This window comes from Mycobacterium sp., from assembly GCF_035697385.1.
Classification (GTDB): domain Bacteria; phylum Actinomycetota; class Actinomycetes; order Mycobacteriales; family Mycobacteriaceae; genus Mycobacterium.
Window position 1 is genome coordinate 12,480 of sequence record NZ_DASSCY010000066.1, and the last position, 18,219, is coordinate 30,698.

General features: G+C 66.3%; 22 protein-coding genes. 18 read left to right on the forward strand and 4 right to left on the reverse strand.

What is annotated here, in order from left to right:
• Nucleotides 1–63 precede the first annotated feature (63 nt).
• From thrS to pdxT, 9 genes are all read left to right on the forward strand, one after another.
• Nucleotides 64–2,118 carry a threonine--tRNA ligase gene (gene thrS, locus VFH65_RS06080; protein WP_353320252.1) on the forward strand — a complete coding sequence of 685 codons (2,055 nt, stop codon included), beginning with the start codon at nucleotides 64–66 and terminating at the stop codon, nucleotides 2,116–2,118.
• Nucleotides 2,115–2,672 carry an HIT family protein gene (locus VFH65_RS06085; RefSeq protein ID WP_353320253.1) on the forward strand — a complete coding sequence of 186 codons (558 nt, stop codon included), beginning with the start codon at nucleotides 2,115–2,117 and terminating at the stop codon, nucleotides 2,670–2,672. Before thrS ends, VFH65_RS06085 begins: the two co-directional genes overlap by 4 nt.
• Complete coding sequence (gene pgsA / locus VFH65_RS06090; RefSeq protein ID WP_353320254.1) at nucleotides 2,669–3,349, forward strand: phosphatidylinositol phosphate synthase; 681 nt, start codon at nucleotides 2,669–2,671, stop codon at nucleotides 3,347–3,349. Before VFH65_RS06085 ends, pgsA begins: the two co-directional genes overlap by 4 nt.
• Nucleotides 3,346–4,281, forward strand: a complete 936-nt coding sequence (locus VFH65_RS06095; RefSeq protein WP_353320255.1) for a phosphatidylinositol mannoside acyltransferase — start codon at nucleotides 3,346–3,348, stop codon at nucleotides 4,279–4,281. The genes pgsA and VFH65_RS06095 overlap by 4 nt, the downstream gene beginning before the upstream one ends.
• Nucleotides 4,281–5,405, forward strand: a complete 1,125-nt coding sequence (locus tag VFH65_RS06100) for a glycosyltransferase family 4 protein (RefSeq protein WP_353320256.1) — start codon at nucleotides 4,281–4,283, stop codon at nucleotides 5,403–5,405. Before VFH65_RS06095 ends, VFH65_RS06100 begins: the two co-directional genes overlap by 1 nt.
• Nucleotides 5,402–6,442, forward strand: coding sequence for an NUDIX hydrolase (locus VFH65_RS06105; RefSeq protein ID WP_353320257.1), 1,041 nt, complete (start codon nucleotides 5,402–5,404; stop codon nucleotides 6,440–6,442). Before VFH65_RS06100 ends, VFH65_RS06105 begins: the two co-directional genes overlap by 4 nt.
• 67 nt (nucleotides 6,443–6,509) lie before the next feature.
• Entirely contained in the window at nucleotides 6,510–7,430 is a 921-nt protein-coding gene (gene pdxS, locus VFH65_RS06110) for a pyridoxal 5'-phosphate synthase lyase subunit PdxS (RefSeq protein ID WP_353320258.1), read from the forward strand.
• A 42-nt stretch (nucleotides 7,431–7,472) separates the two neighbouring features.
• Nucleotides 7,473–8,318 carry an acyl-CoA thioesterase II gene (gene tesB, locus VFH65_RS06115; protein ID WP_353320259.1) on the forward strand — a complete coding sequence of 282 codons (846 nt, stop codon included), beginning with the start codon at nucleotides 7,473–7,475 and terminating at the stop codon, nucleotides 8,316–8,318.
• A complete protein-coding gene (pdxT, locus tag VFH65_RS06120; RefSeq protein ID WP_353320260.1) occupies nucleotides 8,315–8,899 on the forward strand; it encodes a pyridoxal 5'-phosphate synthase glutaminase subunit PdxT in 585 nt (194 codons plus the stop codon). Before tesB ends, pdxT begins: the two co-directional genes overlap by 4 nt.
• Before the next feature lie 54 nt (nucleotides 8,900–8,953).
• Here pdxT and VFH65_RS06125 read toward each other — a convergent pair whose 3' ends face one another.
• On the reverse strand, nucleotides 8,954–10,165 hold the full coding sequence (locus VFH65_RS06125; protein WP_353320261.1) for an acyl-CoA dehydrogenase family protein: 1,212 nt from the start codon (nucleotides 10,163–10,165) through the stop codon (nucleotides 8,954–8,956).
• Nucleotides 10,166–10,259: 94 nt separating this feature from the next.
• Between VFH65_RS06125 and VFH65_RS06130 the strand changes: the two genes are divergently transcribed.
• Both VFH65_RS06130 and VFH65_RS06135 read left to right on the forward strand, forming a co-directional pair.
• Entirely contained in the window at nucleotides 10,260–10,694 is a 435-nt protein-coding gene (locus VFH65_RS06130; RefSeq protein ID WP_353320262.1) for a hypothetical protein, read from the forward strand.
• Nucleotides 10,695–10,759: 65 nt separating this feature from the next.
• Entirely contained in the window at nucleotides 10,760–11,515 is a 756-nt protein-coding gene (locus VFH65_RS06135; RefSeq protein ID WP_353320263.1) for a YebC/PmpR family DNA-binding transcriptional regulator, read from the forward strand.
• Here VFH65_RS06135 and VFH65_RS06140 read toward each other — a convergent pair.
• The gene (locus tag VFH65_RS06140; protein ID WP_353320264.1) at nucleotides 11,512–12,345 is read right to left on the reverse strand and encodes an alpha/beta fold hydrolase; all 834 of its coding nucleotides are present in this window, start codon (nucleotides 12,343–12,345) and stop codon (nucleotides 11,512–11,514) included. The two genes, VFH65_RS06135 and VFH65_RS06140, sit on opposite strands and share 4 nt — an antisense overlap.
• Before the next feature lie 68 nt (nucleotides 12,346–12,413).
• Here VFH65_RS06140 and VFH65_RS06145 point away from each other — a divergent pair, with 68 nt between their 5' ends.
• The 6 genes from VFH65_RS06145 to VFH65_RS06170 all read left to right on the forward strand — a co-directional run bounded on the left by VFH65_RS06145 (nucleotide 12,414) and on the right by VFH65_RS06170 (nucleotide 15,983).
• The gene (locus tag VFH65_RS06145) at nucleotides 12,414–13,010 is read left to right on the forward strand and encodes a TetR/AcrR family transcriptional regulator (RefSeq protein ID WP_353320265.1); all 597 of its coding nucleotides are present in this window, start codon (nucleotides 12,414–12,416) and stop codon (nucleotides 13,008–13,010) included.
• Nucleotides 13,001–13,309, forward strand: coding sequence for a hypothetical protein (locus tag VFH65_RS06150; protein ID WP_353320266.1), 309 nt, complete (start codon nucleotides 13,001–13,003; stop codon nucleotides 13,307–13,309). Before VFH65_RS06145 ends, VFH65_RS06150 begins: the two co-directional genes overlap by 10 nt.
• A gap of 72 nt (nucleotides 13,310–13,381) precedes the next feature.
• Entirely contained in the window at nucleotides 13,382–13,948 is a 567-nt protein-coding gene (ruvC, locus tag VFH65_RS06155) for a crossover junction endodeoxyribonuclease RuvC (RefSeq protein ID WP_353320267.1), read from the forward strand.
• Nucleotides 13,945–14,532 carry a Holliday junction branch migration protein RuvA gene (gene ruvA, locus VFH65_RS06160; protein WP_353320268.1) on the forward strand — a complete coding sequence of 196 codons (588 nt, stop codon included), beginning with the start codon at nucleotides 13,945–13,947 and terminating at the stop codon, nucleotides 14,530–14,532. Before ruvC ends, ruvA begins: the two co-directional genes overlap by 4 nt.
• Complete coding sequence (ruvB, locus tag VFH65_RS06165) at nucleotides 14,529–15,596, forward strand: Holliday junction branch migration DNA helicase RuvB (RefSeq protein WP_353320269.1); 1,068 nt, start codon at nucleotides 14,529–14,531, stop codon at nucleotides 15,594–15,596. The genes ruvA and ruvB overlap by 4 nt, the downstream gene beginning before the upstream one ends.
• A 12-nt stretch (nucleotides 15,597–15,608) precedes the next feature.
• The gene (locus VFH65_RS06170; protein WP_353320270.1) at nucleotides 15,609–15,983 is read left to right on the forward strand and encodes a DUF1304 domain-containing protein; all 375 of its coding nucleotides are present in this window, start codon (nucleotides 15,609–15,611) and stop codon (nucleotides 15,981–15,983) included.
• Here VFH65_RS06170 and VFH65_RS06175 read toward each other — a convergent pair.
• On the reverse strand, nucleotides 15,980–16,606 hold the full coding sequence (locus VFH65_RS06175) for a maleylpyruvate isomerase N-terminal domain-containing protein (RefSeq protein WP_353320271.1): 627 nt from the start codon (nucleotides 16,604–16,606) through the stop codon (nucleotides 15,980–15,982). The two genes, VFH65_RS06170 and VFH65_RS06175, sit on opposite strands and share 4 nt — an antisense overlap.
• Before the next feature lie 78 nt (nucleotides 16,607–16,684).
• Between VFH65_RS06175 and VFH65_RS06180 the strand changes: the two genes are divergently transcribed.
• Nucleotides 16,685–17,344: a hypothetical protein gene (locus tag VFH65_RS06180; RefSeq protein ID WP_353320272.1), complete on the forward strand. Its 660-nt coding sequence runs from the start codon at nucleotides 16,685–16,687 to the stop codon at nucleotides 17,342–17,344.
• 131 nt (nucleotides 17,345–17,475) lie between these two features.
• Here VFH65_RS06180 and VFH65_RS06185 read toward each other — a convergent pair.
• A partial coding sequence (locus tag VFH65_RS06185; RefSeq protein WP_353320273.1) for an aldehyde dehydrogenase family protein occupies nucleotides 17,476–18,219 on the reverse strand: 744 nt, incomplete at its 5' end.

Below are 18,219 nucleotides of genomic sequence, written 5' to 3' on the forward strand. Positions count from 1 at the left end.
CGATAACATGGTCGCGTTCCGCGATCTTTTGATCCGCCCCGCGACAAGCTTGGAGAGACACCGATGAGCGCCCCCGCAAAAACCGCCCCAGCAGCCCCGATCCGGGTCGCTGCCGGGACCACCGCGGGGGCCGCGGTTCGCGACGCCGGCCTGCCGGGCCGAGGTGGTGCGGACGCGATCGTCGTCGTCCGCGATGCCGACGGGCGCCTGCGCGACCTGAGTTGGGTGCCCGACGCCGACGTCGAGGTGATGCCGGTCGCCGCCGACACGGAAGACGGCCGCAGCGTCATCAGGCACTCGGCCGCGCACGTGCTGGCCCAAGCCGTGCAGGACATGTTCCCCGAAGCCAAGCTCGGCATCGGCCCGCCCATCACCGACGGCTTCTATTACGACTTCGACGTGCCGCGCGCGTTCACGCCAGAGGATCTGGAGGCGCTGGAGAAGCGCATGCGCCAGATCGTCAAGGAAGGACAGCTGTTCTCGCGGCGGGTCTACGAATCCAAAGACCAAGCGCGCGAAGAACTCGCCAACGAGCCGTACAAGCTCGAACTCGTCGACGACAAGTCCGGCGACCCAGAAGTGATGGAGGTCGGCGGCGACGAGCTCACCGCCTACGACAACCTCAATCCCCGTACCCGCGAGCGGGAATGGGGAGATCTGTGCCGGGGCCCGCACATCCCGACCACGAAATACATTCCGGCGTTCAAGCTCACCCGCAGTTCGGCCGCGTATTGGCGCGGCAATCAGGACAACGCCAGCCTGCAGCGCATCTACGGCACCGCGTGGGAGTCACAGGAGGCGCTCGACAAGCACCTCGAGCTGATCGAGGAGGCGCAACGACGCGATCACCGCAAGCTCGGCGCCGAGCTGGACCTGTTCAGCTTTCCCGACGAAATCGGTTCGGGCTTGGTGGTTTTCCACCCCAAGGGCGGCATCATCCGCCGTGAGCTCGAGGAGTACTCGCGCCGCAAACACATCGAGGCCGGCTACGAGTTCGTCAACACACCGCACCTCACCAAGGCGCAGCTGTTCCACACCTCGGGACACTTGGATTGGTATGCCGACGGCATGTTCCCGCCGATGCACGTCGATGCCGAACTCAATGAGGACGGCACGGTGCGCAAACCCGGGCAGGACTACTACCTCAAGCCGATGAACTGCCCTATGCACTGCCTGATCTTCCGGTCCCGCGGGCGGTCGTATCGCGAACTCCCGTTGCGGCTCTTCGAGTTCGGCACGGTGTACCGCTACGAGAAGTCGGGCGTCGTGCACGGGCTGACGCGCGCTCGCGGCTTCACGATGGACGATTCGCACATCTACACCACCCGCGAACAGATGCGGGAGGAGCTCTCCTCGCTGCTGCGCTTCGTGCTCGACCTACTCGGCGATTACGGGCTGGAGGACTTCTACCTGGAGCTGTCCACCAAGGACCCCGACAAGTTCGTCGGCTCCGACGAAATCTGGGAAGAGGCGACGAACACGCTGGCCGAGGTGGCAGCCGAGTCGGGTCTGGAGTTGGTGCCCGATCCGGGCGGAGCGGCGTTCTACGGCCCGAAGATCTCTGTGCAGGCACGCGATGCGCTGGGCCGTAGCTGGCAGATGTCGACCATTCAGCTGGACTTCAACTTCCCGGAGCGCTTCGAGCTGGAGTACACCGCCGCCGACGGCAGCCGAGAGCGGCCGGTGATGATCCACCGCGCGCTGTTCGGATCGATCGAGCGGTTCTTCGGCATCCTCACCGAGCACTACGCGGGCGCGTTCCCGGCGTGGCTGGCACCGGTGCAGGTGGTCGGCATCCCTGTCGCCGACGACCACATCCCGTACCTCAACGGCCTTGCCACGCAACTGAAGATGCACGGCATCCGGGCCGACGTGGACGTCAGCGACGACCGGATGGCCAAGAAGATCGTCAACCACACCAACCAGAAGGTGCCGTTCATGCTGCTGGCAGGCGACCGCGACGTCGAGGCCGGCGCCGTCAGCTTCCGCTTCGGCGACCGCAGCCAGGTCAACGGTGTGCCGCGGGAGGACGCGATCAACGCCATTGTCGATTGGGTCGCCCGCCGCGAAAACGCAGCCCCCACAGCCGAATTGCTCAAGGTGGGCACACCGAAGTGACGGACAAGGACGACCGCTCGATCGTCGACCACGGCGTCGGTGAGCCCGACCATTTGCAGCGGCTGTGGACGCCGCACCGGATGGACTACATCGCCGAAGCCCCGCTGCGGCGCGAGAATTCGGAGCCGTCACGTCCGTTCACCGACATCCCCACGCTGCCCGACGAGGACGGCCTTGTCGTGGCCCGCGGGGAATTGGTCTACGTCGTGCTGAATCTGTACCCGTACAACCCTGGCCACCTTATGGTGGTGCCGTACCGGCGGGTGTCCGAACTCGAAGACCTCACCGAGGCCGAGAGCGCAGAGCTGATGGCGTTCACCCAGAAGGCAATTCGCGTCATCAAGAGCGTCTCGAATCCGATGGGTTTCAACGTCGGGCTCAACCTTGGCAAGGTGTCCGGCGGCTCGCTGGCCGAACACCTGCACATGCATGTGGTGCCGCGCTGGATCGGCGACGCCAACTACATCACGATCATCGGCGGCGCGAAGATCATCCCGCAGTTGCTGCGTGAGACCCGTCAACTGCTGGCGACCGAGTGGGCGAAGCAGCAGTGAGCAATTTCTACCTGATGACCCGCGCGGCCTACGCCAAGCTGTCCCGGCCGGTCGCCAAAGCTGCGCTGCGGGCGGGCTTTACGCCCGACAGCATCACGATTCTCGGCACCGCCGGTTCGGTTGTCGCCGCGCTGACGCTGTTCCCGATCGGGCAGTTGTGGTGGGGAGCGGTCGCCGTTTCGTTCTTCGTGCTGGCCGACATGCTCGACGGGGCGATGGCGCGGGAACGGGGCGGCGGCACCCGGTTCGGGGCGGTGCTGGACGCGACGTGCGACCGGATCGGCGACGGCGCGGTGTTCTGCGGGCTGCTGTGGTGGGCGGCATTCGGGCTCGAAAGCGCCACGCTGGTGGTTGCCACGGCGATCTGCTTGGTCACGTCTCAGGTCATCTCCTACATCAAGGCGCGCGCCGAGGCCAGCGGACTGTCCGGTGGCGGTGGTCTCATCGAGCGACCGGAGCGCCTCATGATCGTGCTGTCCGGTGCCGGACTGTCTGGCCTCTTCGGGGTGCCGTGGCTGCTGCATGGCGCGATGTGGTTACTCGCGGTGGCCAGCCTGATCACGCTCGGCCAGCGGGTGCACACGGTGCGGACGTCGCCGGGCGCGATGGAGCCGCTGCAAAGCTCTGGCGCCGACAACAATTCCGGCGGCGAGAAACCCGAGACGAGCGGACCGTGACCACCACCCCCGCGGGACCTAGCCGCTTCTCGCTGGGGGGCCATCTCAGCGACTGGGGCTATGCCGCAGGCTGGCGACTGGTCCGCGCGATGCCGGAGTTTGTGGCGCGCAACGCTTTTGACGCCGGTGCACAGTACGCCGCGCGTGGCGGCGGACCCAAACAGCTGCGCAAGAACCTGGCCCGGGTAATCGGCGTCGAGCCCGACCGCGTGCCAGACGAGCTGATGCGTGCTTCGCTTGCCTCCTACGCGCGATATTGGCGCGAAGCATTCCGGTTGCCGTCGATGGACCTGACCGAGGTCGCGCGCCGCCTCGACGAGGTGTTCATCGGCGCGGAGCGGCTTGCGGCGGACGTGGACAACGGGCGCGGCGGCGTGCTGGCCCTGCCGCACAGCGGAAACTGGGATATGGCGGGGGTGTGGCTCGTGAACACGCACGGCACCTTTGCCACTGTCGCGGAGCGGTTGAAGCCCGAGTCGTTGTACCGGCGATTCGTCGAATACCGCGAGAGCCTGGGGTTCGAGGTGTTCCCCCTGTCGGGCGGTGAACGCCCGCCGTTCGAGGTGTTAGCCGAGCGGTTGCGTGCAAACAAGTTCGTATGCCTGATGGCCGACCGTGACCTCACCAAGTCCGGGGTAGAGGTCGACTTTTTCGGGGAACCCACCCGTATGCCCGCCGGACCGGCGAGATTGGCCATCGAGACCGGCGCCCCGTTGCATCCGGCGCATGTCCACTACGACGGGGACGATTGCGTCGTTGAAATCCTGGACGAACTGGACACCAGCTCCGGGGACGTCGGCGCCATCACCCAAGCACTGGCCGACCGGTTCGCCAAGGGCATTGCCGCCCACCCCGCCGATTGGCACATGATGCAGCCGCAATGGCTGGCCGACCTCTCCGAGGAGCGACGCGCCAGGTTGGAGCCGAGCTGATGCGCATCGGCATGGTCTGCCCGTATTCGTTCGACGTGCCCGGCGGCGTGCAATCGCACGTGTTGCAGCTCGCCGAGGTCATGCACGGCCGCGGCCACGATGTCAGCGTCCTGGCGCCCAGCTCACCGCACGTCGACCTGCCGGACTATGTCGTGTCCGGCGGTAAGGCGGTGCCGATTCCGTACAACGGCTCGGTGGCCCGTTTGCGATTCGGGCCTGCCACGCACCGCAAGGTCAAAAGGTGGCTGTCTGAAGGCGAGTTCGACGTGCTTCACCTGCACGAGCCCAACGCGCCGAGTCTGTCGATGCTGGCGCTGAACATCGCCGAGGGTCCTATCGTTGCGACGTTTCACACGTCGACCACAAAGTCGTTGACGCTCAGCGTGTTTGAACCGTTTCTGCGGCCCATGCACGAGAAGATCGTGGGCCGTATCGCGGTGTCAGACCTGGCGCGGCGCTGGCAGATGGAGGCGCTTGGCAGCGACGCCGTCGAGATCCCCAACGGAGTAGACGTCGCGTCGTTCGCGTCGGCGCCCAGGCTGGCGGGGTATCCACGGCCGGGGAAGTCGGTGCTTTTCCTCGGCCGCTACGACGAACCACGCAAGGGCATGGCCGTGCTGCTCGGTGCCCTGCCGGCGCTGGTGAAGCGATTCGGTGAGATCGAGATCCTGATCGTCGGCCGCGGCGACGAGGACGAACTGCGCGAGGATGCCGGCAAGCTGGCCGCGCATCTGCGCTTCCTCGGTCAGGTCGACGACGCGCAGAAAGCCTCGGCCATGCGCAGCGCGGACGTGTACTGCGCACCTCACCTGGGTGGCGAGAGTTTCGGCATTGTGCTCGTCGAGGCGATGGCGGCCGGCACCCCGGTGGTGGCCAGTGACCTCGACGCCTTCCGGCGGGTGCTGCTCGACGGCAAGGCCGGCCGGCTGGTACCCGTCGACGACGCGGCGGCGCTGGCGGCCGGGCTGATCGAGATGCTGGAGCACGACGATGCCCGCGCGCAGTACGTCGAGGCCGCCGCCGATGCGGTGCGCCGCTACGACTGGTCGGTGGTGGAGCGCCAGATCATGCGGGTCTACGAGACGGTCGCGGGTGCTGGCGCGAAAGTGCAGGTGGCCAGTTGATCACCTGGGTTGTCGTGATCACGCTGGTGGTCCTCGTCGCGGTGATCTCTATCGTCGGCGCGTGGGCGTTCCAGACCGCGAACCGGCTGGACCGGCTGCATGTCCGCTACGACCTGTCCTGGCAGGCGCTTGACGGGGCGCTTGGCCGGCGCGCGGTGGTGGCCCGCGCGGTCGCCGTCGACGCCTACGGCGGGGGCCCGGAGGGTAGGCGGTTGGCCGCGTTGGCCGACACCGCCGAACGCGCGCCGAGGGCGGGGCGGGAATCCGCCGAAAACGAGCTGTCGGCGGCGCTGGCGCGTGTCGACCCGGCCTCACTGCCGGTCGCCCTAGTCGCCGAGCTGGCCGACGCCGAGGCGAGGGTGCTGCTGGCCCGCCGCTTCCACAACGACGCTGTCCGTGACACGCTGGCGCTGCGCGAACGCCCTGCGGTGCGACTGCTGCGCCTGGGCGGAACTGCGGCGCTGCCAACGTATTTCGAGATCGCCGAGCGCGGCGAAGCTTCGCCGGTCGGATTGGTGAGCCGCCGCATCTCGGCGCGCATCGTGCTGCTCGACGACTCCGGTTCGGTATTGCTGTTCTGCGGTTCCGACCCGGCTTTACCGGACGGCTCAGCAGACCCAGCACCGCGCTGGTGGTTCACGGTCGGCGGCGCGGTGCAGCAGGGCGAGTCGCTGCCGGAGGCCGCGGCGCGCGAGCTGGAGGAGGAAACGGGCTTGCGGGTCGACCCGGCCGACATGATCGGCCCGGTGTGGCGGCGTGACGCGGTCATCGACTTCAACGGCTCGGTGATCCGCAGCGAGGAGATGTTCTTCGTCCACCGCACTCAGCGGTTCGAGCCGTCGGCGGCCGGCCGCACGGGCCTCGAGCGGGCCTACATCCATGGCCACCGCTGGTGCGATGCGACAATGATCGACGATCTGGTCGCCAAGGGCGAAACGGTGTACCCCCTGCAGCTGGGTGAGCTGCTGAACGAAGCGAACGCACTGGCCGACGCGCGCGGCGGTGCACCACAGCGGCAACTGCAATCGATCCGCTGAGGCTGCGGATTTAACAGATTTGCCGCCACCTCTAGACTGGATCAGTAGCGATTTGGAGGAGATAGCAGTGGAATCCGCACCTGGAACAAACGGGTCGGTCACGAGCAGTCAGACCGGTACCGCCCGCGTCAAGCGCGGCATGGCCGAGATGCTCAAGGGCGGCGTGATCATGGACGTCGTCACGCCCGAGCAGGCCCGCATCGCCGAGGCCGCCGGCGCCGTGGCCGTCATGGCTTTGGAGCGGGTGCCCGCCGATATCCGCTCACAGGGCGGCGTCGCGCGGATGAGCGACCCGGACCTGATCGAGGGCATCATCAACGCGGTCACCATCCCGGTGATGGCCAAGGCGCGCATCGGGCACTTCGTCGAGGCGCAGATTTTGCAGGCGCTCGGGGTCGACTACGTCGACGAGTCCGAGGTGCTCACTCCCGCCGACTACACCCACCACATCGACAAGTGGAAGTTCACCGTGCCGTTCGTGTGCGGTGCGACGAATCTGGGCGAGGCGCTGCGGCGCATCACCGAGGGTGCGGCGATGATCCGCTCCAAGGGCGAGGCCGGCACCGGTGACGTGTCCAACGCGACCACGCACATGCGCGTGATCGGCGGCGAGATCCGCCGGCTGACTTCGCTGTCCGAAGACGAATTGTTCGTCGCGGCAAAGGAATTGCAGGCGCCCTACGACCTGGTCGCCGAGGTGGCGCGGGCAGGCAAGCTACCGGTGACGCTGTTCACCGCGGGCGGCATCGCCACCCCGGCCGATGCGGCGATGATGATGCAGCTGGGCGCCGAGGGCGTGTTCGTCGGCTCGGGCATCTTCAAGTCGGGCGATCCCGCGCAGCGTGCAGCCGCGATCGTCAAGGCCACCACTTTCTACGACGACCCCGACGTGCTGGCCAAGGTGTCGCGCGGGCTGGGGGAGGCCATGGTCGGCATCAACGTGGAGGACATCGCGGCCCCGCATCGGCTCGCCGAACGCGGCTGGTAAACACTTTGCTGTGATGAGCCGCTTGCGCGAAGAACCGAAATAATGGCGATTGAAGAGATCCTTGATCTCGAGCAACTCGAGGTCAACATCTACCGTGGCAGTCTGTTCAGCGCCGAATCAAGTGATTGGCAACGGACTTTCGGTGGCCATGTCGCAGGCCAGTCACTGGTGTCGGCGGTGCGGACGGTTGATCCGCGTTACCAGGTGCATTCCCTGCACGGGTATTTTCTGCGACCAGGAGATGCCAAGGCGCCCACGGTTTTTATCGTCGAACGCCTCCGCGACGGCGGATCATTCGCCACCCGTCGGGTCAACGCGATTCAGCACGGCGAAACCATCTTCTCCATGTCGGCGTCGTTTCAGACCGACCAAAGCGGCATCGAGCACCAGGATTCGATGCCGCAGGCGCCGCCGCCCGACGACCTGCCAGGGCTGAAGTCGATCAAGGCGTTCGATGACGCCGGCTTCCGCCAGTTCGACGAATGGGATGTCTGCGTCGTCCCAGGCGAACAGCTGGAGCGCACGCCGGGCAAGGCGTCCCAGCAGCGGGTGTGGTTCCGGCACCGCGATCCGCTGCCCGACGACCCGGTGCTGCACATCTGCGCGCTGGCCTACATGAGTGATCTCACGCTGCTGGGCTCGGCGCAGGTGCACCACGAGGAGGAACGCAAGCACCTGCAGATCGCGTCGCTGGACCACGCGATGTGGTTCATGCGGCCGTTCCGCGCCGACGAGTGGCTGCTCTACGACCAGTCCTCGCCGTCGGCGTCAGGTGGGCGCTCGCTGACTCAAGGCAAGATCTTCAACCGGTACGGCGAGATGGTGGCGGCGGTCATGCAGGAGGGGTTGACCCGCTACAAGCGCGACTTCGTACCGGCACGCGAGTGAGCACGCCCCGCGTTGGCGTGCTCGCGCTGCAGGGCGATACCCGCGAGCATCTGGCGGCGCTGCGTGAAGCGGGAGCCGACGCGATGACTGTGCGTCGCGTCGGTGAGCTCGATTCCGTCGACGCGCTGGTCATCCCCGGTGGGGAGTCGACCACGATGAGCCACCTGCTACGCGAATTCGAATTGCTCGAACCGCTGCGTGCGCGATTGGCCGAGGGCATGCCTGCCTACGGGTCGTGCGCCGGAATGATTCTGCTGGCCACCGAAATCCTCGACGCCGGCGCCGAAGGACGCGAGGCCACGCCGCTGAAGGGCATCGATATGACGGTGCGGCGCAACGCCTTTGGCCGTCAAGTCGACTCGTTCGAGGGCGACATCGCGTTTACCGGACTGGACGGCCCGGTGCACGCGGTGTTCATCCGGGCGCCGTGGGTGGAGCGCGTCGGCCCCGACGTGGAGGTGCTGGGCCGGGCTGCGGACCATATCGTCGCCGTGCGGCAGGGCCAAATGCTGGCGACGGCTTTTCATCCGGAGATGACGGGCGATCGCCGCATCCACAAGCTATTCGTCGACCTGCTCTAGCGACTTGTGGCGCCGCACCGGCGGTGGGCGCCGCTGACGCTCCACAAATCGCAATTAGCGAATCGGTAGGCCCGTGACCGCGCGGCCGATGACAAGGCGTTGGATCTCGCTGGTGCCCTCAAAGATGGTGAAGATCTTGGCGTCTCGACGCATGCGCTCGACCGGATACTCCCGCGTGTAGCCGTTGCCGCCGAGGATCTGTATCGCCTCATCGGTTACGTGCACAGCCGTTTCGCTCGCGACCAGTTTGGCCATCGAGCCCTCCGCAGCCTCGAAGGGCTTGCCGTTGCGGGCCATCCAGCCGGCGCGCCAGACCAGTAGGCGGGCGGCGTCGACACGTGCTTTCATATCCGCCAATTTGAATGCGATGGCCTGGAATTCGCCGATCTTGCGGCCGAACTGCTCGCGCTGGCACGCGTACTCGAGGGCATATTCGTATGCTGCCCTGGCGACGCCGACGGCCATCGCGCCGACGGTGGGCCGGGTCCGTTCGAATGTCGCCATCGCGGCCTGACCGGCGGCGCGCTTGCCCTCGCGTACGCGGGCAATGCGTTCGTCGAACTTCTCTTTGCCGCCGACGATCAACCGGCCGGGAATGCGGACGTCCTCGAGCACCACTTCGGCGGTGTGCGACGCGCGGATGCCGTGCTTGAGGAACTTCTGGCCCTGCCGAAAGCCTGGTGTATTCGGCGGGATGATGAACGTGGCCTGCCCGCGGGTGCCCAGATCGGGATATACGGAGGCCACCACGATGTGCACGTCGGAGATGCCGCCGTTGGTGGCCCACGTCTTCGTGCCGTTGAGTAGCCACTCGTCGGTGGCTTCGTCGTATTGCGCCCTGGTGAGAATGGCGCCGACGTCTGATCCCGCGCCCGGTTCCGATGAGCAGAAGGACGCCACTTTCGGATCGTCGACCGTGCCGAACATCTGCGGCAGCCATTCGCCCAGCTGTTCGGGCGTGCCGTTGGCGGCCAGCGACGCCGCGGCCAGGCCGGTGCCCAGGATCGACAGCGCGATTCCCGCGTCGCCCCAGAACATCTCCTCGAACACGACGAGCAGCCCCAAACCCGAAGGCTCAGCGGCCTGTTCGGCGAACAGTTCGATGGAGTACAGGCCGACCTTTGCGGCTTCCTGAATGATCGGCCACGGGGTTTCCTCGCGTTCGTCCCACTCGGCCGCGGCGGGCCGGATGACATCGGCGGCGAACTCATGCACCCAGTCCCGGATGTGGATGAGGTCGGGGGAGAGCTCGAGTGAGAACGACATGGGTCGTTACCTTACTCTGGAGTAAGTTCGCTGCGAAAGGGCTGTGTCCGACCTAACATCGGGACCTGCGGCACTGCATGGAAGGCGAATTCCGATGACCATGATCGAACTGGAACCGCAACCGCGCATCGACACGCTCGTGCGACTGCCAGCAGGTGGCGAAGCGCGACGCACCGAATATGTCGGCACGGCCTGGTTCGACGGTAAGCCGTTCGTGTCCGGCCTGGCGCTGCACCGCTCGCCGCAGGCGCCGCGCGGGATCCGGCATGCGACGTTTGAAGCATCGTTCTTCATCCCGGACAGCCTGCCGTACTCACGCGACGCACTCGACGATGCGGCGCTGAGCGCCTCGGTGGTGTTACGTGCCGCGGGTGACACGGGAGCGATTATCAACTCCGCCGCAGTGTTCACCGACGATCCGTCCGGCGCGCCCACCTGGATTCAGGTGCATGTTCAGGCCCATATCGGGTGGCCGGCCGGCGTCGACTATCGGGTCGTCGCGCTCACGCGACCCGACGCCGTTCGGTAGGACATAAACGTCCACGTAGACTCGTTAATCGGACTTTGCGTGAGAAGAAAGCGAGTTGTACCTGCATGAGCGGCCATTCCAAGTGGGCCACCACCAAGCACAAGAAGGCCGTCATCGACGCACGTCGCGGCAAGATGTTCGCCAAGCTGATCAAGAACGTCGAGGTTGCCGCGCGCGTCGGCGGTGGCGACCCCGCCGGCAATCCGACGCTCTATGACGCCATCCAGAAGGCCAAGAAGTCGTCGGTGCCCAACGACAACATCGAGCGCGCCCGCAAGCGGGGCAGCGGCGAGGAAGCCGGCGGCGCCGATTGGCAGAACATCACCTACGAGGGCTACGGCCCCAATGGCGTCGCGGTGCTGATCGAATGTCTGACCGATAACCGCAACCGCGCCGCCGGTGAGGTGCGGGTCGCGATGACCCGCAACGGCGGCAACATGGCCGACCCGGGTTCGGTGTCGTACCTGTTCTCCCGCAAGGGTGTCGTCACGCTGGAGAAGAACGGCCTGACCGAGGACGACGTGCTCACCGCCGTGCTCGAAGCGGGCGCCGAAGACGTCGACGACCTCGGCGACTCCTTCGAAATCATCTGTGAGCCTACCGATTTGGTTGCGGTGCGCACCGCTCTGCAGGACGCGGGTATCGACTATGAGTCGGCCGAGGCCAGCTTCCAGCCATCGGTGACCGTGCCCGTCGACCTCGACGGCGCGCGCAAGGTGCTCAAGCTGATCGACGCGCTGGAAGACAGCGACGACGTGCAAGACGTCTACACGAATATCGACATTCCCGACGACGTCGCCGCCCTACTCGACGAGGACTAATCGGTCAGGAACTCGCCGATCGCCCTGGCGGTCTGCTCAGGCTGGTCGATCATGACCAAGACGTACGCGTCGTCGACGTGGCGCAGTTGACCGTTGGGAAGCAGCGCGGCCAGCCGGTCGCCGTGGTCGGCCGGCATCACTGGGTTGCGGCTCCATAGCACCAGTGCCGGGCCGTCGAAATCCGCCAACCGGTTCGTGGCCCGGACGAGTTCGGGCCCAACGAATTTCGTGCGGCAGTACTTGACGAGGTCGCGCCGGATTCGCCTGTCGGCCAGGCCGGCCGCGAACCACGTCTCGACAATGTCTTGCGGCACTGGCTTTTTGGCCATCTGGCCGAACATCAGCCACTGCCGTCGTAGCCACCCGATCTTCAATTGGCGCATGGCCAGCGAGACCGTCGTCGTGTTCCGGCTGGCCAGCCACGCGACCTTACCGGGAAAGCCCGGCGGGAAGTTGTCGAATGCTTCGGACGGGCAGATCACCAGCCGCGCAACACGTTTGTCACGGCCGATGTCGGTGAGGAACAGCGCGCCGCCCCAGTCACTGACGATCAGCGTCACGTCGGTCAGATCGAGCGCGTCGAGTAAATCGGCGACGATGTTGACCATTCCGGGCATCGTCAGGTCCGCGTCGTCGCGCATCGGGATGCGGTGCCCGCCCATCGGCAGTACTGGCAGCAGATATCGGAACCGCGGCGGCAGCAGAGGCAGCGTCAGGTTCCACTGGGCGTCGTTCATCAGCAGACCGTGCAGCAGCACGACAGGCGGACCGGCGGGGTCGCCCTCTTCGCGGTATTCGACGGTTCCTGCGGTGACCTCGACAGTTTTCACGGCGACCCTTCGGCGATTAGAACGAAGATTCTAGAACGTATGCTCTAGTCTGTCGGCAGGAGGCAAGAATGGCAAGGTCCACCAGGGAATCGATCCTGACCGCCGCCGCCGAGCTAATGCGGCACAAGGGCTACGGCGCGGTCGGTATGAAGGACATTGCGGAGGCGTCAGGCGCCCCGATCGGGTCGCTCTACCACCACTTCCGCGGCGGCAAGGTGCAGATCGTGCGTGAGGCACTGATCAACGCGGGCCACGCGTATGCCCTGCTCATCCCGACCATCGTCGACGAGTATTCGGATCTGGGCGAAGCCATCGACGGAGTTTTCAAACAAGCCGCCGAGGACATGGCCGGCACCGGCTTCGCCAACATGTGCCCGGTCGCCAGCATCGCCGCCGAAATCGCGGACACCGTCGAGGACCTGCGGGAAACCTCTGCCGGCGTGTTCACGAATTGGGTCGACGGCGGCGCCGCGTACTTCCATGCGCGCGGGCTCGACGAGACACATGCGCGCGAGCTGACACTCTCGCTCATCGGCGCTCTGGAGGGCGCATTCGTGCTCGCGCGAACGCTGCGAAGCACCGACCCGTTGCTCGCCGCGGGGCGGGTCCTGGCCCCGCCGTATCGCGGAGTCGAGTTGACCAGCAAAATGGCTGCATGGCATTGACGCGCGATCCGAACGGCACGGTGTGGCAAGTGAGCCGCCGGTGGTGGCCGTTTCCTGGCGATGCACTCGATCTCACGTTCGGCTTGTTCGAGGTGATTCTCGGCGTGCTGTTCGCGCTGTTGTGGCCGTTCTGGCTATTGGGCAAATTCTGCGGTGTGCGATGGGTGATCACCGTCGAGCGCGACGGCCACCAGGTGGGCCGGGAGCTGGTGCGCGGCTGGCGTAAGTCGCAGCGACGCATCAACGAGCTCGCGATCGAGGTGTCGTCCGGGGGCCGCAGCGGACATTTCGCGATCTAGCGGGGCGTGTCCCTCCCGTTAACCGTCGGCCCTCGGCGATACAGTCGAACAGGTGTTCACAGGAGGGCTGGCGTGCGCGTGATGGGAGTCGACCCCGGGTTGACGCGTTGCGGCCTGTCCGTCATCGAGGGCGGTAAGGGGCGTCAGGTCATCGCGCTGGACGTCGACGTGGTCCGCACGCCCGCCGGTGAACCGCTGCACCGCAGGCTGCTCACCATCAGCAATGCCGTCGAGTATTGGATGGACACTCACAAGCCCGACGTGATCGCCATCGAGCGCGTGTTTTCCCAGCAGAACGTGTCCACGGTGATGGGCACCGCGCAGGCTGGCGGCGTCGTAGCGCTCGCCGCGGCCAAGCGAGATATCGACGTGCACTTCCACACGCCCAGCGAGGTCAAGGCCGCCGTCACCGGCAACGGTAATGCCGACAAGGCGCAGGTTACCGCCATGGTCACCAGAATCCTTGCGCTGCAAACGAAACCAACACCCGCCGACGCGGCCGACGCGCTGGCACTGGCGATCTGCCACTGCTGGCGTGCCCCGATGATCGCGCGGATGGCGGCGGCGGAGGCGCTGGCCGCCGAGCAACAACGAAAGTACAAGGCGACGCTGAAGGCAAAGGCAAAGGCGGCACGATGATCGCATCCGTTCGCGGCGAGGTTCTCGACATCGCACTCGACCACGTCGTCATCGAGGCCGCAGGTGTCGGCTACAAGGTGATGGCGACCCCGTCGACGCTGGCCACCCTGCGCCGGGGCAGCGAGGCTCGGCTGATCATCGCGATGATCGTGCGCGAGGACTCGATGACGCTGTACGGCTTTCCCGACGGCGACGCGCGTGATCTGTTCTCGACCCTGCTCGGCGTCTCCGGCGTCGGACCGAAAATCGCCCTCGCCACGCTGGCGGTGTACGACGCGCCGACCCTGCGGTGCGCCCTGGCCGACGGTGACGTCACCGCACTGACTCGGGTGCCTGGCATCGGCAAGCGCGGCGCCGAAAGAATGGTGCTCGAACTGCGCGACAAGATCGGACCGGTGACCTCTTCGGGCGCCGTCGCGTTGAACGGTCACTCGGTACGCACTCCTGTTGTGGAAGCCCTTGTCGGGCTTGGCTTTGCGGTCAAACAGGCTGAAGAAGCCACCGACAAGGTGCTCGCCAACGAGCCAGAAGCGACTCAATCGACCGCGCTGCGTGCGGCGCTGTCCATGCTGGGCAACAAATGAGCCGTTTCGACGACGACGAGCCCGAGGACACCTCCGACCGGGAGGTCTCCGCAGCGCTGACCGTCGGCGAGGGCGACATCGACGCCAGCCTGCGGCCGCGGTCCCTTGGCGAGTTCATCGGCCAGCCGCGGGTACGCGAACAACTGCAACTGGTCATCGAGGGCGCCAAAAACCGCGGCGGCACACCGGATCACATCCTGCTGTCCGGCCCGCCGGGGTTGGGCAAGACGTCGCTGGCGATGATCATCGCCGCCGAATTGGGCACGTCGCTGCGGGTCACCTCCGGCCCCGCGTTGGAACGCGCAGGCGACCTGGCCGCGATGCTGTCCAATCTCGTCGAGCACGATGTGCTGTTCATCGACGAGATCCACCGCATCGCCCGGCCCGCCGAAGAGATGCTGTATCTGGCGATGGAGGACTTCCGCGTCGACGTCGTCGTCGGGAAAGGCCCTGGCGCGACGTCGATTCCGCTCGAGGTCGCTCCCTTCACGCTTGTCGGCGCCACCACCCGGTCCGGCGCGCTGACCGGCCCGCTGCGCGACCGGTTCGGGTTCACAGCACACATGGACTTCTATGAGCCGGCCGAGCTGGAACGGGTGTTGACACGCTCGGCGGGCATCCTCGGAATCGAACTGGGCACCGACGCCGGTGCCGAGATCGCGCGCCGCTCTCGTGGCACGCCGCGCATCGCCAACCGGCTGCTGCGCCGGGTCCGCGACTATGCCGAGGTGCGCGCCGACGGGGTGATCACCCGCGACATCGCCAAGTCCGCGTTGGCGGTCTACGACGTCGACGAACTCGGGCTCGACCGTCTCGACCGCGCCGTATTGACCGCGCTCACCCGCAGTTTCGGCGGTGGCCCGGTCGGAGTCTCGACGCTGGCCGTCGCGGTCGGGGAAGAAGCCACCACGGTGGAGGAGGTGTGCGAACCGTTCCTGGTGCGAGCCGGAATGCTCGCGCGCACGCCGCGCGGTCGCGTCGCCACCGCCCAGGCATGGACGCATCTGGGGATGAGCCCGCCCAGCGGAGTCAGCGGCTTGGGTCAAGTCGGCCTGTTCGAATAAGGGGGACGCGTAATGGTCACGGCCGGTTTGATTTTCGCGGGGCTCGCGGCCCTCTTGCATGTCTACATCTGGGTGATGGAATCGCTCACCTGGACATCGCCGCGCACCCGCGCCACCTTCGGTATCACGGAAGAAGAAGCGCTGGCCACCAAGGAGCTGGCCTTCAATCAGGGCTTCTACAACCTGTTCCTGGCGATCATCACCGTGACCGGAATCGTGATCGGCGACGGAATCGGGCTTGCCCTGATCTTCGCGGGCACCGGGTCAATGCTGGCCGCGGCGGCGGTACTGCTCGCGTCGTCGCCCGACAAGGCCCGCGCGGCCATCACGCAGGGGATCTTCCCGCTGATTGCGGTCGTGCTCCTCGCGGTGAGTGTGGTCGGTTAACGGATCGCGGGCACCGCATCTTCTGCCGGCCGTCGACCCGCAAGGACCTCGATAGCGGTGGTCGCATCGGGCACTGCGATCAGCAGATCGCGCGTTGCGGACAGCGCTTCGGCCGACGGCTCGACACCGCCGACGGCGTCGGCCAGATCGAGCAGGTGAACGGTGGCCTCCATCAACGCCGTTTCGGCGATGACCGCTAACGTCGTGGTGCCGACGGTCGGATACGCGATCACCGTCTCCTCGGACATCGGGGTGGCGCGAAGAATACGGGCACACTCGGTGAACCGGGCCGCAGCGGTGTCGGGGGTGAGTGCCTCGGCGCCGACCACGGCCTGCTCGGCGAGGCTGTCGGCGGAGGTGTGGGCAATGCCATCCGGTTCGTTGAAGCGCCGCAACAGATCCGCGGCATCGACGACCGCCGCAGGTTCGTCGGCGATCGCACCGCTAAGCCTGTCGAACATCGCCGGATCCGGGCACACATGGGCGATTAGCGCGGAGACGTCCCAGCCGCTGCAGCGCGTCGGCGTGGACCACTCGTCGGGCGTGAGTGTGGCGCAGCGACGCGCCCACCTGTCCCATGCATCGGCCAGGCCTTCGCGCGCGCCATCGCTGTCGAGCCGCATGCCGCCACCTTAATCAGGGGAGGCCGGAGGTTACGCGGACGTCAGTGTGGGTACTCCGCCGGTGACCTAGGAGGCATCATGACTGACACGCGTGCAAATACCCGTGGCGGCAGGCTGCAGATGCCACGCAGCCGTGGCGCAGCCAGCGGTTTTCTGTTGATTCTCTTGGGCGTGTGGGGAGCGCTCATCCCGTTCGTTGGACCGTATTTCGACTTCGCATTCACCCCCGATCAAGAGTGGACATGGACCACTGCCCGAGGGTGGCTTGAGGTGCTGCCCGGCGCCGCCACTGTGCTAGGTGGTCTGCTGCTACTCAGCTCGCGCAACCGCGCGACCGCGATGTTCGGCGGCTGGCTGACTGTGATTGCCGGCGCGTGGTTCGTCATCGGGCGGGCGTTGGCCGGGCCGTTGGGGATCGGGAATCCGGGCGCTCCCGTAGCCGCCACCGAAACCAAGCGGGTGTGGTTGGAGTTGACGTACTTCTACGGCCTTGGCGCGGTGATCGTCTTCCTCGGCGCTCTCGCGCTGGGTCGGCTGTCGGTTCGTAGCGCGCGGGACATTAAGTGGGCTGAACGTCCGGTCGCTGCGGACGTGCAGCAGCAACCGGCAGCAATGACCGACACCACGACGGAGATGCAGCCTGCGGCGCCCGCCACTGAGCAGCAGCATCGCAGCTGGCGCAACATGTTCCGAGGCAGCGGCAGCGGCAGCGGCGGTCACCGGCTCGCGCACCGCTAACCCGAGACAAGGATTCCCGGCCGCATAGAACCGACATTCAGCGGCCGGGAATTCTGTTGCCTCACCTCGTCACCGACTTGTGGAGCGTTAACCGCGGTCAGCGCGGCTAAGACTCCACAAATCGCGAAAACCTAACCCGTATACGCCATCACGTGCTTGATGCGGGTGTAGTCCTCGAATCCGTACATCGACAGATCCTTGCCGTGGCCCGACGACTTGAAGCCGCCATGCGGCATCTCGGCGACCAGCGGGATGTGCGTGTTGATCCACACACAGCCGAAGTCCAGTGCGGCCGAAACCCGCAACGCGCGCGACACGTCGCGAGTCCACACCGATGACGCCAGCCCGTACTCCGTGCCGTTCGCCCACGCGATCGCCTCGTCCTCGTCGGAGAACGACTGCACCGTGATCACCGGGCCGAAAATCTCCTCCTGCACCAGCCGGTCATCCTGCAACAGGCCGCCGATGACCGTCGGCTCGACATAGAAACCTTTGTCGCCCTGGCGTTGTCCACCGATAGCGACCTTCGCGTGCGACGGCACATCGGAGAAGAACGACAGCACCCTGTTCATCTGGTTGACGTTGTTCACCGGCGGCACCCATGCGTCCTCGTCATCGGCGGCCTTGCCATACGTCGTCGCCGCATCGCGGGCCTGCTCAGCCAGCGCGTCGGTCAAATCGTTGGCCACCTTCGCGGTGGCCAACACACGGGTTGCCGCGGTGCAGTCCTGGCCGGCGTTGAAGTATCCCGCCGTCGCGAGTCCCTCGGCGGCACTGGCGATGTCGCTGTCGTCGAACACGATCACGGGTGCCTTGCCGCCCAACTCCAAGTGCGTTCGCTTCAAATGTCCGCCCGCACTCACCGCCACGGCGCG